This window comes from Bacillus cereus group sp. MS39 (assembly GCF_040448665.1).
GTDB classification, from domain to species: Bacteria; Bacillota; Bacilli; order Bacillales; family Bacillaceae_G; genus Bacillus_A; species Bacillus_A wiedmannii.
On record NZ_CP123058.1, the window covers coordinates 671364 to 687643 of the forward strand.

Here is a 16280-nt window from a genome sequence, read left to right on the forward strand (position 1 = left end):
TTCGCCTCTATTTCTTAATAACGCTTTCGGCAATTTTTGTATTGACGAGCGCTTCATGTGGAACTTCTTTTTGTAATTCGCCAGCTTCTTTCATAATCGTTTGGAGCTGTTTCCATTCTTCAGCATCTAATAGCGGATTTGTCGCGTAAGAATGTTGCTTTTTATACCGTTCAATTACTTTTACTGTAATGTCTTTTGAAGTGTCTTTAAATAATGGAGACACAGCATCAGCAATCTCTTCTGGACTATGTGTATCAACCCATTGTTGCGCTTTATAGAGCGCACGTGTGAATTTTTCAGCAGCAGCCTTATCTTTCTTTAAGAAACTTTCTTTTGCCATAAACGTTGTATAAGGAACAGTGCCAGATTCAGCTCCGAAAGATGCGACGATATAACCTTTTCCTTCTTTTTCAAGTATACTTGCAGTCGGTTCAAAGAGCTGTACAAATTCTCCTGTACCAGATGCGAAGGCATTTGCAATATTAGCAAACTCGATATTTTGAATTAAGTTCGTATCTTTGTGAGGATCAATGCCATTTTTCTTTAAAACGTATTCTCCAACCATTTGCGGCATGCCGCCTTTACGTTGTCCTAAAAACGTAACACCTTTTACGTCATTCCAATTAAAAGAGTCTAACTTTTTACGCGAAACTAAAAATGTTCCATCTGTTTGTGTAAGTTGTGCGAAGTTAATGACGGGGTCTTTTGCTCCTTGTTGATGAACGTAAATAGACGTTTCAGAACCGACGAGAGCAATATCAATTCCGCCAGATAATAGGGCGGTCATCGTTTTGTCTCCGCCAGCTGTTGTTTGGAGGTCAATATTTAATCCTTCATCTTTAAAAAATCCTTTTTCAATCCCGACATATAACGGGGCGTAGAAGAGAGAATGGGTAACTTCGCCGATGCGAATGTTTTGAGTTTGTTCTTTCGTACCTTCTTTTTTACTACTGCAAGCAGCAAATGTGAAAACAGCTAGTAACATGATGCAAAAAACAGCTATAAATTTTTTCACTATATGACACCTCCTAGAAGTCACTCTACAAGCATGATATGTAGGTAAGTGCCCATATGTGAGTGTAGATAGCAGGAATTTTTTTGGTGATAAAGAAGTACAAATATAAGGGGTGATAAAATGGAGTACGAATATGATGATAGCGTACATTTACATCTTGATTATTTCGGAACAGAATGTGATATGGAATCGATTGCTTATAAGCGGAAGAATGAAGACGTGTGGGATGTGTATTTTAATTTTGGAGCATATGGTCTTCAGAAAGATGAGATTGAGACAGGTAGATTTATGGACGAATATGCTGGTCATTACGTTTTTTCTGTACATGCTCGTGATCTTAGCTGGGAATTTGGAAGTGCTCAATTTGAAGAGTGGGTTTTGAGAAATCAAATAGTAGAAAAATCGCTGCAAAAATAGGGAGGAATTTTGTGGTCGATTTTCTCATTTTCTTGTTCATTTTCGTAGTCGGATTTTTTATTATGCAAGTACTCGTTTATCGATTTGCAAAGAAAAACATTCAAAAATATACAAAAAGAAAATGGATTCATATGTGGCTAGAGATGAATATGAAAAAGGGCCCGAGATTAGATCTTTTTGATTTTGTAGTTATCGTACTTGTATGTATTATATGGAAAGTATGGATGTATTCTCTTATATAATACATATGCTCATGTCTGTTAGACTGAAGGAGAACCTGTCAGTGTTGGTAGGTTCTTTTTTTATGGTAATAATTTTGTGAAGCATAGTTCATTTATGCTGTTAGAATATAGAGCGAAGAAGTTTTATCCCGTTCAATCTTGAATGGTTCGGACTTATTAAAGTTTCACTGTATTTTTAAGGGGAAATTAAGGATACATGTGTATAATACAAACACATAGGGAGACTAACTGTATACAAATATGTTATTTTGTATATGACAATATGTTTGTTGATGCGAGACGAAGGGGTAAAGGAAAGAGGGAATAAATTGCGTTTTGATTTTTTAACACGACAACGAAGAAGAGATGAATTTTATCTTAGTTTTTCTCCTCAAGAGCCGAGGAAGAATCTATTAATTTCTATCATTCTTAGTGGAATGTGGGCGATTTGTTTAGAAACGCTGTTTTTTGTTATGTTAAGATCTTTCGAATTCGAGAGAACTAAAGAATTTTTTAATGGGAAAATACAGCTAAGTATACTTATTATTGTTTTGTGGGGTGTACTACTATACATTATTCATTTAAATAAAGGCATCGGTCATAAACTTAGGCCGGCTATTAGAGCTTACGCCTTACTATTTTTAATTGCCCATACAATGAATTGGATGTATATCATGATGCAGGAGAATATGAGCCTTGTATTAGTTAATAACTGGATTTACCAGCGATACGGACAGTATATACTAAGCCTATTATTTATTTATATGATATATGTTTTTGTGTATAGTTTGCTTGGACGAATCTTTTTGAGTGTCACGATAACAAGTTTGGTGTTAATTATCTTTGGTATTGTGAACCATTTTAAACTTATTTTTAGAGGAGATCCATTCTATCCGTCTGATTTCATACAGATTACTCAAATGCAGTCCGTTATACCAATGGTTATGGACTATTTTAGTTGGTGGACTATATTTTTGGGAATATTCGGGATTACTCTGCTTGTATATTTAGTTATGTATATACGAAAGCATATTCCAGTGATAAAACCTAATATAATTACGAGAATTATTTTAATATGTGGTTCTACGTTTATGGTGTATGCATATAGTAATTATCCTAATACATTTATGAGTAATGTATTGCAAAAATACGGGGTAACCTTCGTGGCTTGGAATCAAAATATAAACTATATTGATAATGGTTTTGTTTTAGGATTTGTCAGTAACTTAGACACAACTGTCATTGAGAAGCCAGAAGAATATTCAAAAGAAACTATGCAACAAATTTCAAATAATATAAAGAAACAATATGGAAGCAATGTAGGGAAAAAAGAAAAGAGCGAGAAGCCAAATATTATATTTTTCATGAGTGAAGCTTTTTGGGATCCAACAAAGCTAACGAATCTTTCATTTAGCGAAGATCCGGTGCCGAATTTACATCACTATATTGAGAATTTTCCGGGTGGACAAACAGTAGCTCCTGTATTCGGGGGAAATACAGCGAATACAGAATTTGAAGCGTTAACGAGCTATTCAATGAGCTTTTTAAAGCAAGGTTCTATACCATATCAACAAGCGGTGACAGGACAAAGAGAAATTCCGTCTATCGCAAGTGAATTGAAAAAACATGGATATTATACGAATGCAATTCATGCTTATGGAAGGTCATTTTATAAGCGGGATGATGTATATAATGTTTTAGGAATTGATAATTTCAATGCAGAAGATACAATGCAAAACGTAGAGGTAGATGGAGATTATATTAGCGATGTATCTATTAGTAAAGAAATAATAGAGGAATTGAATAAGAGACAGCAACCTACGTTTATTCATGCAGTTACGATGCAAAATCATTTCCCATTCAATCCAGGACGATTTGAAGAAAAGCAAATAGAAATTAGCGGATTAACAGAAGAGGGATCGAAAGCAGAATTAGAAACATATACTGAGGGTGTACGTCGTTCTGATGAGGCTCTAAAATATTTAGTAGAACAAATTCAAGAGCTAGAAAGGCCTACTATATTGGTTTTCTTTGGAGATCACTTACCGATATTAGGGGTAAATAAAGCTATCTATGAAGAAGCTGGATATATAGAAAATGAAGAAACTCTAAATGAAAGATTAGCTATGTCAGAAACGCCATTGTTAATGTATGCAAATTTCGATTTGCCAAATGACAATTTAGGTTTAGTAAGTCCAATTTATTTTTCTAATCTTGTTTTTGATTATGCAGGGATAAATAAATCACCGTTTTATCAATTTTTATCAGAAATGCATAAAGAAATACCAGTCCTTAAAGAGGAGTTAAAGGTTAATAAAGATGGAGAAGAGATAACAGATTTAACAAAGAAACAAAAAGAAATGTTAGAGCAATATAAAATGATCCAATATGATTTACTTGCTGGAAAGCAGTATAGTAAAGATATACTTTTTAAATAAAACAAACAAAAAGAACTTGTATAACAATACAAGTTCTTTTTTTATAGTATTTAACGGGGTAACCAGACAAGCTGGGTTTAGGGAGTATTACCTGTATATTTAGTATAAATGAAAATGTAATCGTTTTATTGATTGATTTGTGAGAAATATGTGAATTTTAATCTTTTCAAAAACTGCGTTCCTATCGAAACGATTTGGTATAGATTTTTATGAATGCAAAAACTTTATAAGTTCTTCATTTAATTCATCCGCTTGATCGATTGGCGAGCCGTGACCGCTATTTGTAAGAGGATGTAACTGGGAATTTTTAATCTGCTTTTGTGTGAGTTCAGCGCTTTTGTAAGGGATCAGTTGATCGTGAACACCGTGGAATATTTTTGTTGGGACGTTAATTTTACTTAAATCTTTCGTTACATCTTCATTTGCGGCTGCTTGCAATATTTTGATGAGAGCGTAGGAAGCAGACTGCATACCGAGATAAGAAAACCATTCTAACGTAGCAGATCCTAAGTTTCTATTAAAAAATGATAAAGATACATCATTTAAAAATTTTGGCATATTGGCATACATTTGATTAATGAGGGTATCTGCTTGTTCTTTTGGGACGCCATAGGGCGATTCTTGATTTTTAACGAAAGAGGGGGAAACAGCATCGATTAATACAAGTTTAGAAATACGACGGCCATTGTAGCGGGACATGTACCGAATAGAAAGAGCGCCACCTATTGAAAAACCGACTAATGTAGCACTTTCTACTTGAAGTGCTTCTAGAACAATGGCGATATCGTCTGCTAAACGATCGTAAGTGTAACCAGTCCACGGTTTATCAGATTGCCCGTTTCCGCGTATATCCATAGCGATGCAGCGGAAACCATGCTGTGGTAACACATTGAGCTGATATTGGTACATTTGATGATTTAAAGGCCAGCCATGAACGAAAAACACGGTTTTACTACCGGGTCCAGGATTAACGTCTTGCACAAAAATATGCACATCTTTCTCGACGGTAACAAACATAAATTATCCCCCTAACCTATTCATATGCTCTATCCCAAAAGCGTTGTTTCGTCATGGCTTTAATGAATTCATTTGCAAGTTGCGTAGGATTTTGTTCTATTAGGACGCCAGGCTTCCCTTCAATATTTAAAGATTGAATAACGGTAGATCCATTTTGAAAGGCACCAATTGGCTTAAAGTGATTATATGATTCTACGACAAATGAACTCGCTTTATTAAGAAACTGTTCATCAAGGTTTCCTCCAATAAGAAGTAGCCCGTCATAAAGAAGTGAAGATCCCATTAAGAAAGTGTCATTCACGTCCCAACGTACATTTTGCGTTCCTTGCACAATACCTAATCGCTCGGAAACAATTACTGGCTGCAACCCAACTTGTTTGAATTGATTTACTATATATTGCGCGTTTTGTCCGTCATATCCATTTGCAACAATGACACCTACTCGTAATGTATTAGGACTAAATGTCGTATTTGCCATACTGAGTGCTGGCGATGATTTCGTAACGCCCGATTCTTGAATATTTGGGACTTTTGCGCCGATTGCTTCAGCGACTAACGTAGCTAATTCAGTACTAATATGCCCAATCATAGTTACGACTTGTTGGCGGACCGATTTACTTTTTACTTTTCCTAATTCAAAGGAGAAGGCTTGCATAATATGAACCTTTTCGACGTTACTCATACTATTCCAAAATAAACGTGCTTGAGAGAAATGATCTTTGAAACTAGCGGCTGTTTCTCTCGTTTTATGTCCTGATACAGTAGAAGGATATGTAACGAACCCACCCTTTGTACCGGGGACAGTGTAAGGAGTGTTATTTGCTAAGGAATTATTATGGTAAGCAATTTTTCCTTTGTCGATTATATATTTAGATGCACCATCTCTTTGATTGTTGTGAAATGGGCATATCGGACGGTTAATCGGTAATTCTTGATAATTTGTACCGACGCGTGCTAATTGAGTGTCTGTATAAGAAAAGAGCCTACCTTGTAAGAGCGGATCATTTGTAAAATCAATACCACGGACGATACTTCCCGGATGAAGCGCGACTTGTTCCGTTTCAGCGAATACATTCTCGACGTTGCGATTTAATGTCATTTTCCCGATGATTTTAACGGGGAAATCTTCTTCAGGCCAAATTTTCGTCGCATCTAATATATCGAAATCGTATTTAAATTCATCCTGTTCTTCTAAAATTTGAATGCCAAGTTCGTACTCAGGATAGTTTCCAGCATTAATATTTTCCCATAAATCACGGCGATGGTAATCTGGATCAGCACCACCTAATTTTTGCGCTTCATCCCAAATTAATGAGTGAATGCCGAGCTTCGGCTTCCAGTGAAATTTTACGAATCGTGACTTTCCATTTTTATTCACTAAGCGAAATGTATGAACGCCAAACCCTTGCATCATTCGAAAACTTCTTGGAATGGCACGATCAGACATAATCCACATCATCATCGCAGCCGATTCTTGGTTATTGGCGATGAAGTCCCAAAATGTATCATGTGCTGTTTGTCCCTGTGGAATCTCATTATGCGGTTCAGGTTTAAGGGCGTGAATAAGATCAGGGAATTTAATGCCATCTTGAATGAAAAAAATAGGAATATTGTTTCCGACTAAATCAAAATTTCCTTCTTCTGTATAAAATTTAACGGCGAATCCTCGTACATCTCGATTTGTTTCATTCGCACCTTTTGATCCAGCCACTTCAGAGAAGCGAACGAAAAGGGGTGTTTTTTTTGAAGGGTCTTGTAAAAAGTGGGCCATTGTTAGCTCTTCTAAAGATTCATATAGCTCGAAAACACCATGCGCACCGTATCCACGTGCGTGAACGACTCTTTCAGGAATTCGTTCACGGTCAAAATGAGCAAGCTTTTCTCGCATTAGGAAATCTTCTAGAAGGGTAGGACCACGATCACCAGCGGTTAAAGTATTTTCATCATTTGAAATGGTAACACCTGTATTTGTCGTCATTTTCTTTCCTTCATTCTCACGCGTGAAGGATTTAAGTTGTTCTGTTTTTTTATTTTTTTTGCCGTCCACATAAAACACCTCCCATAATATACGTATTATTGTTTATAGCTTTTATGCTTATATAGCCTGAAGATACTTTGCTTTATTGGGATGATTTTCCTCAAATGTTCGATTTATCTTTGTTTGTCTATGAAAATCATTTATTATAATAAATGGTATTCTTCGAGATATTATTTTGAAGGGGTGTTGAAGTGAAAGGAAGTTTTCTATCATATAAAGAAGAAGAAAGGAATGCAAAAATTTTTTTATGGGTGCTATATGTCATTGTTGTTTCATACCAAATTTTCTATGCAATCGTATTAGAAAATAAATCATTAACGGATAGGGGACATAGCATACTATGGCAAGTTATTTGCGGAACTGCAATACTCAGTGTGAATGTATATTTAATAAAAAAAGAGAAAGCGAACCTTGTTAAATATGCATGTGTATTTGCATACATAGGAATAGAAATCGTTAATATACTTTCGTATATGCTTTATAATGAGGCGGCATTTGATGGAGTAAATATAATAGAAATTATTTTCATCTTCTTTGTACCTATATTTTTAAATAAAAAATATTTTGTGTTTGTACTTTCGACAATTGTAGGGAAATATGTTATTTATTTATTCGTATTAAAGGAAGTAAAAGGATTTATGTTCCTCATTATGTATACACTCGTATTAATAGCGGCATACATCATTTTAAATCGATTTATACAATACCTTTCAGCGGTAAAGGAAAGTATTAAGATTGCTAGTGAATCACAAAAATTAGCAGTAATCGGAAAAATGGCAGCGACAGTGGGACATGAAATTAAAAATCCACTTGCTTCATTAAAAGGGTTTACGCAATTACAACGAGAGAAGCATGGGGAGGATCCTATTTACGAACAGATGATTTTTGAAATAGAAAATATGAATAATATGATAAGCGAATTGATGGAAGTTGCTACATGTAAACTCCCTATTTATAAGAAATATAATATAGGTGAAATTGCATTACAAGCAGTAAAAATTGTTCGCGAAAAAATGAATGAATCTAGCGTCCAGTTTATTTCTAATGTGGAAGAAAAGACGATAGAAGTTGAATGTGATGAGCGGAAAATAAGAGGAGTCTTTCTATATGTCATAAAAAATGCTCTGGAGGCAATGGAGCAAGGTGGCACATTAGAGTTACGGTTAGAAAACAAAGGACAAGATTATGTAATGCTAAGTGTAATTGATAATGGTTACGGTATTAAGAAAGAAAATTTAGCTCGTGTTACAGAAGCCTTTTATACAACGAAACAAGATAAAATTGGCCTGGGACTTACGGTAGCGAATCGGCTTGTTACCGAGCAGCATCTTGGTGAATTACATATTTCAAGTGAAAGAGATATTGGAACTAGAATAGACATCATTCTCCCAAAAAAGCGTGGAAATAGTGAAATCCAAGAAGGAGAAAAGCTAGGAGTTACGATATGAATAAAGACGATATATTTAAACATGAAGAAATGAAGGCATTGAAAATATTTTTAAGTTTATTTTTCATTATATTTTTTGTGTACGATCTTGCCTACGAATTTATTGTACCTTTAATAGGGGGCGGGCAAGAAGGAGTAGGAAAATTTGAAGATGGTTTAGGTTTATGGCTGTATTTTCTGATGGTGATTTTGTTTTGTATTGGAGTATACTTCATGAAATGGAAGAATCTATTTGCAGTGAAATATATTATTCTAATTGGATATAACCTATTAGATTTTATCCATAATTTTATGATTTACTATGGTAGTGATGCTGAGTTTGATGGTGGGAATATAGTAGAAGGATTTTTTATTTTATTTGCCCCACTCTTTGTAAACAAAAGATATTTTTTGTTAGTTCCGAGCATACTTGTTGGAAAATATGCTCTTATAGGAATCTTTATTCACTCGTCACTCGTTTTAATCCCGATGGCATTATATAGCGTATTTACTATCATATGTTGGATTATGTTTTTAAGGTTTCAATCTTACGTTCGTACGCTTGAGATGATGGATAAAGAAATACAACAAACAGAAAAGCTAGCAACTGTTGGGAAAATGGCTACAGTTATTGGTTACAAAATTAGAAGACCTCTAGCTAATTTAGATAAATTTGTTAATAAGCAAGCAAATAAATATCCTGAGGATAAAATATATAGTGATATTATGAAACAAGAAGTAGAGCGAATTCATACAATCGCTACAGAACTTAGTGGATTTGAGAAATCTAAATCACTAGAATCAGAAGTTCATAATATAGAAGAAATTATCGCTTATGTTATTCGAGTTATGGGAAAGCCTGCTTTAAAGCAAGGAGTGCACATACAAGGTATTTATAGTAAAGACATACCATCGATTACATGCGATGAAAAACGATTAAAGCAAGTATTTTTTAATTTAATTAAAAATGCGATTGAAGCAATGTCAGTTGGCGGAACGATTACGATTAAAGTGACTGTAGAAGATGCAATCATTGTTCAAGTTAAGGATGAAGGTTGCGGTATTCCAAAAGACAAAATTCCGAAGCTAAATGAAGCTTTTTACACAACAAAAGAAACGGGAACAGGTTTAGGTTTAGTAGTTACAGAAAAAATTATTAAAGACCACAACGGTAAAATGAGTTTTGAAAGTGAAGTTGGGATTGGAACGACTGTGAAGGTTATATTGCCGATATCATGAAAAACTATTTTTAAAAGGGAGATTACTTATTTGAGAGTGATCTCCTTTTTGTTAAATAAACGACTTTTAAGAGGGAACTATATATCAGTGATTAGAAAAATAGAATATACAGCACTGGCAGTAATTCCAGGGTTAATATAAAGGGATATAGCATCTCCTCTCGAAACTGAGTTTCCAGTTGTAATGCTAGTCCAAGTTACAGTAGCGGGACCTACTGCTGGATTAGGATTAAACACTTGAATTTGTCCTGCTCCAGTATCCGTCGGTTTAATGGAAAATATTATAGTTCCGGTGATTTTGTCAGTAATAGTTAAGGTAATAGTAGATAGGATGTAACTAGAAGTGGGGGCAGTGAGGTTTGTCGGGACATTCCTGCAAATATCAATCGTATAAACAGCAGCAGGTAAGTTATTTACATTTATAGACGCAGCAAACCCAACTATGCTACCGGTCCCAGCAGTGACATATGGAATAACGTTGGAGTCAATGCCAGGAGAACCCGCTATACGTTGAAAACCAGCATTTGTTCCTTGAAAAACAATACTTTTTGCTGATGCACTGCCGGCAATTCCAGTAGGCCCGGTACTACCAGTAGATCCAGTGTTCCCAGTGGGTCCGGTGATGCCGGTAGATCCAGTGTTCCCAGTAGGTCCGGTGATGCCGGAAGGTCCAGTGTTCCCCGTGGGTCCGGTGATGCCGGAAGGTCCAGTGTTCCCAGTGGGTCCAGTATTACCTGTAGGTCCAGTGATGCCGGAAGGTCCAGTGCTACCCGTGGGTCCGGTGATGCCGGTAGATCCAGTGTTCCCAGTAGGTCCGGTGATGCCGGAAGGTCCAGTGTTCCCAGTGGGTCCGGTGATGCCGGAAGGTCCAGTGTTCCCAGTGGGTCCAGTATTACCTGTAGGTCCAGTGATGCCGGAAGGTCCAGTGCTACCCGTAGGTCCGGTGATGCCGGTAGATCCAGTGTTCCCAGTAGGTCCGGTGATGCCGGTAGATCCAGTGTTCCCAGTAGGTCCGGTGATGCCGGAAGGTCCAGTGTTCCCAGTGGGTCCGGTGATGCCGGAAGGTCCAGTGTTCCCAGTGGATCCAGTACTACCAGAAGGTCCGGTGTTCCCAGTGGGTCCAGTATTACCCGTAGGTCCAGTGATGCCGGAAGGTCCAGTGCTACCCGTAGGTCCGGTATTGCCGGTAGATCCAGTGTTCCCAGTAGGTCCACTTTCTACTAATACGATATAATCCGGAGATATATTCGGAAACCCTTGAGGTGCATCTTTTTTTACAACATAGCCGCTGCTCGTATAAGTGACAACTTGTCCTTTTTTATAGGTGGGAGCGGCTGCTAGACTAAAGGCGGTAGTACTTTGGAAACCAGCTCCGGAAGGCCCGGCAGAACCAGTAGGTCCAATACTTCCAGTGGGTCCGGTGTTCCCGGAAGGTCCAGTAATGCCGGTAGGCCCAGTAGGTCCGGTGCTACCAGTGGGCCCAGTGTTTCCGGTAGAGCCACTATTGCGTCTGCCGTCGCAACTAAAACAATTACGTGGGTACATGTATGTTCTCCTTTCTATATTTTGAAAAACTAGTTTTAAAAATAGAACCACTATATACATAGTATGAATTTTATATTTTTGTGTGTTCGATTGTATTGTATGTCTAGATTTCAAAAATAGGGGAGAAATGTGCTAGATTTAACGATGAGTGACATGCTTGTTTTTCCTGCTTAAAAGAAATCCAGCCAATAGAAGGAGAATAGGGAAGTATATGTTGTAATACCATTCCGCTAGAAATAAAAAAGCTACCGAGTAGCCTTAAGAAGATGGGGTATCGCAGTAATTTGAACATAAGTGATACAACCTCCTTTATGACATATATTGTATATTAGTCTTAATTTTCTGTATACAATGTTTTAGAAAAATAGTGGTACAATATATGAATGATACGAGAAAGGATGAGCATTAACATATGTACGTTACTGTAACAGAAGCCGCATATAAAAAGATTATGGATATGATTCCGGATGAAACGAAATATATAAAGTTATTTTACGATAATGAGGGTTGTGGTTGTGTCATGAGCGGAATTATCGATTTAGTAGCTGTAGCAGAAAAAGATGAGCGCGATGTGGATATCGAATCTAGCGTAATGAATTTTATCGCAGATCGCACAAAGCTTGTATTTATGGATGATAAGTTAACAGTTGATTGGCATGAAGTTGGAGGAACTTTTCAGCTGAAGAGCCCAAGCCAATTTTATAATCCAAATATGAAGTTACACGTTCGAGTATAAGAAAGAAAAGGTGGTTCCAAAATATTTTTGGACCATCTTTTTTTATTGTCTAAGTCGCTGATATAATTTCATGTACTAAACAAAGAAAACCTCTCCATACAATACAAAGATTTTTTCACATAATGAAATGTACATGTGATTGAATTTTCTGTATAATTTTATTTGCGGAGGGGATACGCATGAGAAAATGGGGGATGGAGTTATTAATTTTAAGTGTCGTTATTATTTGGGGGATTAATTTTACGATTGCTAAATATGGACTTTTAGAATTTACAGCAATTGAGTTTACTGCACTTCGGATGATATCGGCGGCACCGCTTATGTTACTCCTTACATTTTTTATTGAAAAGTCGGTTTATATGGAACGAAAGGATATACCTAGATTAATCATCGTTAGTGTTGTAGGTATTGTACTGTATCAAACATTATTTATGGAAACTGTCAAATATACGTCCGCTACAAATGCCTCTTTACTCATTTCTATTTCACCTATTTTTACAACTGTATTTGCTATTTTTTTGAAACAAGAAAAGTTTTCTTCTAGAAAGGTCATCGGCTCTATCATTGCTTTTGGTGGGGCAGCATTAGTTTTAATAGCAGGGCATTCGCTGGCTAGTTCTTTTTATGGTAACGGAATTGGACTTATTACATCAATATGCTGGGGGCTTTATCCTGTTTTAGCAGGTCCATTAATTAAAAAATATTCAGCACTACGTGTTACCGCATGGTCAGCATTAGTTGGCGCGATTCCGCTTTTATTGTTAAGTGGACCACATGTATTTATAATGCCATTTCACATTACACATGGAATGACACTATTCGCTTTACTATATTCCATTTTCTTTGTAACAGTATTTGGTTTAGTGATGTGGTATGTTGGTATTCAAAAAATTGGCGCATCACATACGATGGTATATATGTATATAACACCACTTGTAGCTGTTTTATTTGCAGCTGTATGGGCAAATGAATATGTATCATTTCAACAAATAATCGGGGGAATTATTATTTTCTTCGGTCTATGGTTTGTGAAATCAGAGAAAGTAAAAATTCATTCTACTGCGAGGGAACCTATATCAAAATAGGAAAACAGATCATCTATGATCTGCTTTCCTATTTTTTTATTTTTGGTAAGAAGACGAGAAATAAGATAGCAGTAATAAGTGGAATTAAGTTTAAAAATGGAATACGGAAGAGTGTGATAAGAATAATACCTGGAAGAAGAACACCGAGGACAGCGTAGAAAATACTATGATTTTTCGTGTACCAATACAATGAAAGTCCAATAAGTGCAGGGATAATGAGGTGAATGAGAGCCATTAAAAAATAAATCATTAGACGCCCCCTTTATTTGTGTACTTATTACATCATATCCGTATGTTCAGAAATTGATATCACATTTTTCATAAATGGACGAAAAATGTTTGGAAAAACGTCACAAATTATGAGAATATGATGTTTGAAATCTTGTATAATATTATTTCCTGAAAACATTTAAACAACATAAACACACTGTTTATGTTGTTTTTAATTTGAGTGAAATGAATTTTAAGTAGTATGAACTCGAAAGAAATGAGTTATACAGCTTTTGTTGGATAGATAAAAATTACTGAAGAGGAGAACAGCATGATTAGTATGTCATTAAGATCGTTTAAAATTCAATCGTATTATTTACTAGGTTTTCTTTTACTAGGCTGGATGTTAACACCGTTTTCAGCTCATTTTCTAGGTGCTGGAATTGGACTTATCGTAAGTATGTATTGTGTTTGGCTTTTAGGGAGACGAATTGAGAAGCTTGGAGATAGTATCGTAAAGAAAACGAAAGCACCGACGCTCGGTATGTTTAATCGTTTTGCAGCTGCCATTTTGGGCGCTGTTATTATGTACGAAATTGAGCACCACATGGTTATGTGGGCATTTGCAGTAGGGATTCTGGGTGGTTATTTCTTAATCGTTGTGAATTTAGGCTACTATAGTATGAAAGATGAGGAAGAATTAACAAAGAGCTAAAAAGATGAAAAGCCTCTTTTTAGATGGAATAGAGGGACCGGCGAGGGGTAGTTACAATAGGAAGCATAATTTTGCATAAAATACAGGTTTCTGCTTCCTATAAGCTAACATGAAATCACGTATTAGTATGACTCTTATGTTTTTTAAAAAAGGTGGATATAATACAACAAATTATTCCGGTAATTAGAATAATATATTTTATCGTTTCACTTGTATGCTCAAATAAATTAACATTAAGCATCACAAGTCCCCAAAACATTTGGATCGCTCCGTAACTGAATAAAATTTTTCCTGTACGAGAAAAATTTTTCATAGACCTCATCCTTTCCTGCATATGTAAATTGTATCATAAAAAAATAATAATGAATGAATATAAAATGAATTTTCTGTAATTTCATGAACTAAGTCACAGATGAAGAGAGAAGGTATAGAAAGAAGCTTACGTAAAAAACGTAAGCTTCTTTTTTATGTAAGTGTGTATAACCGTTAAGCCGCATTGGGTTTTGTCGGTGAGTACGCGAAACTTTACGGTTACACGACACTTATTCATATGAGTAAAAGGGTTATTCCAACAGAAAGTTTGTACTTAAGCGATTGGACCGCCTAAGTTAATAATATCTTCAGAAACGCTGTCGAACTTTTTGAAGTTCTCTTTGAATTCGCTTGCAAGTTCGATTGCTTTCTCTTTATAAGCAGCTTTATCAGCCCAAGTTTGTTCAGGCATTAACACTTCGTCAGGTACACCTGGTACGTGAAGTGGAACTTCAAGACCGAAGATGTCATGTTTAGCTGTTTCAGTTTTCGCAAGTTCGCCGCTTAATGCTGCTTGAATCATTGCACGAGTGTAACCTAAGTTCATACGTTTACCAATGCCGTATTCGCCACCAGTCCAGCCAGTGTTTACTAAGAATACTTTCGCATCGTGTTTCTCAATTTTTTCACCAAGCATTTCAGCATAGCGAGATGCATCAAGTGGTAAGAATGGTGAACCGAAGCAAGTTGAGAATGTTGCTTGCGGAGATGTAACGCCGCGCTCTGTTCCTGCTAGTTTACTAGTGTAACCACTTAAGAAATGATACATAGCTTGTTCTTTTGATAACTTACTGATTGGAGGCAATACGCCAGATGCATCAGCAGTTAAGAAAATGATTGTATTTGGGTGTCCAGCAACACTTGGCAGTACGATATTGTCGATCGCATGCATAGGGTATGCAGCACGAGTATTTTCTGTTAAAGTAGTATCGTTATAGTCTGCGATACGCGTTTGGTTATTAATGATAACGTTTTCTAAAACAGATCCAAATTTGATTGCATCGAAAATTTGTGGTTCTTTCTCGTGAGAAAGGTTTACACATTTTGCGTAGCAACCGCCTTCAATATTGAATACACCGTTATCAGACCAACCATGCTCATCATCACCGATTAATTTACGGTGTGGATCAGCAGATAATGTTGTTTTACCTGTTCCAGATAAACCGAAGAATAGTGCTACGTCGCCTTCTTCACCTACGTTTGCAGAGCAATGCATAGAAAGAATATCTTGTTCAGGTAGTAAGAAGTTCATAATAGAGAAGATTGATTTTTTCATTTCTCCAGCGTATTCTGTACCACCAATTAGTACGATACGTTTTTCGAATGAAACCATAATGAATGCTTCAGAGTTTGTACCGTCAACAGCTGGATCAGCTTTGAAATTCGGTGCAGAAACAATTGTGAACTCTGATTCATGAGTTGTTAATTCTTCTTCAGTTGGACGAATAAATAATTGATGTACAAATAAATTGTGCCATGCATATTCGTTAATAACTTGAATTGGTAGGCGGTAATTGCGGTCAGCGCCTGCAAATCCATTGAAGACGAATAACTCTTCTTTTTCTTTTAAGTATTCTAAAACTTTAGTATATAATTTATTAAAATGTTCTTCAGAGATCGGCTGATTCACTGCTCCCCAAGCAATTTTGTCAGCAACCGATGCTTCTTTCACAATAAATTTATCTTTAGGAGAACGTCCTGTATATTTTCCTGTTGAAGCAGAAACGGCACCAGTAGAAGTTAATTTCCCTTCATTTCGCATTAATACTTTTTCCACTAATTGCGGAACACTTAGTTGAATCTGTGCATTGCTTCCGTTCAATAATTCGTGTAAACCAATTTGGACATTCACAGTACTCATATTTAT

General features: G+C 36.2%; 16 protein-coding genes. 8 read left to right on the plus strand and 8 right to left on the minus strand.

Annotated elements, in window-relative coordinates; genetic code table 11:
• Window positions 1-7: 7 nt before the first annotated feature.
• A complete protein-coding gene (locus QEP67_RS03450; protein ID WP_000713416.1) occupies window positions 8-1015 on the minus strand; it encodes an ABC transporter substrate-binding protein in 1008 nt (335 codons plus the stop codon).
• 120 nt (window positions 1016-1135) lie between these two features.
• Between QEP67_RS03450 and QEP67_RS03455 the strand changes: the two genes are divergently transcribed.
• From QEP67_RS03455 to QEP67_RS03465, 3 genes are all read left to right on the plus strand, one after another.
• Window positions 1136-1432, plus strand: coding sequence for a DUF3986 family protein (locus tag QEP67_RS03455; protein WP_000455571.1), 297 nt, complete (start codon window positions 1136-1138; stop codon window positions 1430-1432).
• An 11-nt stretch (window positions 1433-1443) separates the two neighbouring features.
• Window positions 1444-1674 carry a hypothetical protein gene (locus tag QEP67_RS03460; protein ID WP_000227436.1) on the plus strand — a complete coding sequence of 77 codons (231 nt, stop codon included), beginning with the start codon at window positions 1444-1446 and terminating at the stop codon, window positions 1672-1674.
• 272 nt (window positions 1675-1946) lie between these two features.
• Window positions 1947-4091, plus strand: a complete 2145-nt coding sequence (locus QEP67_RS03465; protein WP_048565832.1) for an LTA synthase family protein — start codon at window positions 1947-1949, stop codon at window positions 4089-4091.
• A 207-nt stretch (window positions 4092-4298) separates the two neighbouring features.
• Here QEP67_RS03465 and QEP67_RS03470 read toward each other — a convergent pair whose 3' ends face one another.
• The gene (locus tag QEP67_RS03470) at window positions 4299-5108 is read right to left on the minus strand and encodes an alpha/beta hydrolase (RefSeq protein ID WP_000498292.1); all 810 of its coding nucleotides are present in this window, start codon (window positions 5106-5108) and stop codon (window positions 4299-4301) included.
• A 16-nt stretch (window positions 5109-5124) separates the two neighbouring features.
• Window positions 5125-7155: a catalase gene (locus QEP67_RS03475; protein WP_000348757.1), complete on the minus strand. Its 2031-nt coding sequence runs from the start codon at window positions 7153-7155 to the stop codon at window positions 5125-5127.
• Window positions 7156-7337: 182 nt separating this feature from the next.
• Between QEP67_RS03475 and QEP67_RS03480 the strand changes: the two genes are divergently transcribed.
• Window positions 7338-8594, plus strand: a complete 1257-nt coding sequence (locus QEP67_RS03480) for an ATP-binding protein (RefSeq protein ID WP_048565809.1) — start codon at window positions 7338-7340, stop codon at window positions 8592-8594.
• Window positions 8591-9811: an ATP-binding protein gene (locus QEP67_RS03485; RefSeq protein ID WP_001030578.1), complete on the plus strand. Its 1221-nt coding sequence runs from the start codon at window positions 8591-8593 to the stop codon at window positions 9809-9811. The genes QEP67_RS03480 and QEP67_RS03485 overlap by 4 nt, the downstream gene beginning before the upstream one ends.
• A gap of 77 nt (window positions 9812-9888) precedes the next feature.
• Here the strand turns inward: QEP67_RS03485 and QEP67_RS03490 are convergent, their stop codons facing one another.
• Window positions 9889-10956 carry a collagen-like protein gene (locus tag QEP67_RS03490; protein ID WP_280528159.1) on the minus strand — a complete coding sequence of 356 codons (1068 nt, stop codon included), beginning with the start codon at window positions 10954-10956 and terminating at the stop codon, window positions 9889-9891.
• 502 nt (window positions 10957-11458) lie between these two features.
• On the minus strand, window positions 11459-11647 hold the full coding sequence (locus QEP67_RS03495; RefSeq protein ID WP_002107540.1) for a hypothetical protein: 189 nt from the start codon (window positions 11645-11647) through the stop codon (window positions 11459-11461).
• 120 nt (window positions 11648-11767) lie between these two features.
• On the opposite strand from QEP67_RS03495, the gene QEP67_RS03500 reads away from it, so the two are divergent.
• Together QEP67_RS03500 and QEP67_RS03505 are read left to right on the plus strand one after the other, a co-directional pair.
• Window positions 11768-12091, plus strand: a complete 324-nt coding sequence (locus QEP67_RS03500) for an iron-sulfur cluster biosynthesis family protein (RefSeq protein ID WP_000289558.1) — start codon at window positions 11768-11770, stop codon at window positions 12089-12091.
• A gap of 179 nt (window positions 12092-12270) precedes the next feature.
• Window positions 12271-13176 (plus strand): EamA family transporter, encoded by a 906-nt coding sequence (locus QEP67_RS03505; protein ID WP_001233582.1) that lies wholly within the window; start codon window positions 12271-12273, stop codon window positions 13174-13176.
• A 28-nt stretch (window positions 13177-13204) separates the two neighbouring features.
• Here the strand turns inward: QEP67_RS03505 and QEP67_RS03510 are convergent, their stop codons facing one another.
• A complete protein-coding gene (locus QEP67_RS03510) occupies window positions 13205-13426 on the minus strand; it encodes a hypothetical protein (RefSeq protein WP_000639043.1) in 222 nt (73 codons plus the stop codon).
• Window positions 13427-13717: 291 nt separating this feature from the next.
• On the opposite strand from QEP67_RS03510, the gene QEP67_RS03515 reads away from it, so the two are divergent.
• Window positions 13718-14101, plus strand: coding sequence for an ATP synthase subunit I (locus QEP67_RS03515; RefSeq protein ID WP_000624934.1), 384 nt, complete (start codon window positions 13718-13720; stop codon window positions 14099-14101).
• Window positions 14102-14216: 115 nt separating this feature from the next.
• Here the strand turns inward: QEP67_RS03515 and QEP67_RS03520 are convergent, their stop codons facing one another.
• On the minus strand, window positions 14217-14414 hold the full coding sequence (locus QEP67_RS03520; RefSeq protein WP_000788114.1) for a hypothetical protein: 198 nt from the start codon (window positions 14412-14414) through the stop codon (window positions 14217-14219).
• A 273-nt stretch (window positions 14415-14687) separates the two neighbouring features.
• A complete protein-coding gene (gene pckA, locus QEP67_RS03525) occupies window positions 14688-16274 on the minus strand; it encodes a phosphoenolpyruvate carboxykinase (ATP) (protein ID WP_000108819.1) in 1587 nt (528 codons plus the stop codon).
• Window positions 16275-16280 lie beyond the last annotated feature (6 nt).

What these genes read in the sequence shown, in the direction of transcription:
- QEP67_RS03455 (WP_000455571.1), top strand. Translation starts at nt 1,136, where the DNA reads ATGGAGTACGAATATGATGATAGCGTACATTTACATCTTGATTATTTC.
- QEP67_RS03465 (WP_048565832.1), top strand. Translation starts at nt 1,947, where the DNA reads ATGCGAGACGAAGGGGTAAAGGAAAGAGGGAATAAATTGCGTTTTGAT.
- QEP67_RS03470 (WP_000498292.1), bottom strand. Translation starts at nt 5,108, where the DNA reads ATGTTTGTTACCGTCGAGAAAGATGTGCATATTTTTGTGCAAGACGTT.
- QEP67_RS03485 (WP_001030578.1), top strand. Translation starts at nt 8,591, where the DNA reads ATGAATAAAGACGATATATTTAAACATGAAGAAATGAAGGCATTGAAA.
- QEP67_RS03495 (WP_002107540.1), bottom strand. Translation starts at nt 11,647, where the DNA reads ATGTTCAAATTACTGCGATACCCCATCTTCTTAAGGCTACTCGGTAGC.
- QEP67_RS03500 (WP_000289558.1), top strand. Translation starts at nt 11,768, where the DNA reads ATGTACGTTACTGTAACAGAAGCCGCATATAAAAAGATTATGGATATG.
- QEP67_RS03505 (WP_001233582.1), top strand. Translation starts at nt 12,271, where the DNA reads ATGAGAAAATGGGGGATGGAGTTATTAATTTTAAGTGTCGTTATTATT.
- QEP67_RS03510 (WP_000639043.1), bottom strand. Translation starts at nt 13,426, where the DNA reads ATGATTTATTTTTTAATGGCTCTCATTCACCTCATTATCCCTGCACTT.
- QEP67_RS03515 (WP_000624934.1), top strand. Translation starts at nt 13,718, where the DNA reads ATGATTAGTATGTCATTAAGATCGTTTAAAATTCAATCGTATTATTTA.
- QEP67_RS03520 (WP_000788114.1), bottom strand. Translation starts at nt 14,414, where the DNA reads ATGAAAAATTTTTCTCGTACAGGAAAAATTTTATTCAGTTACGGAGCG.
- pckA (WP_000108819.1), bottom strand. Translation starts at nt 16,274, where the DNA reads ATGAGTACTGTGAATGTCCAAATTGGTTTACACGAATTATTGAACGGA.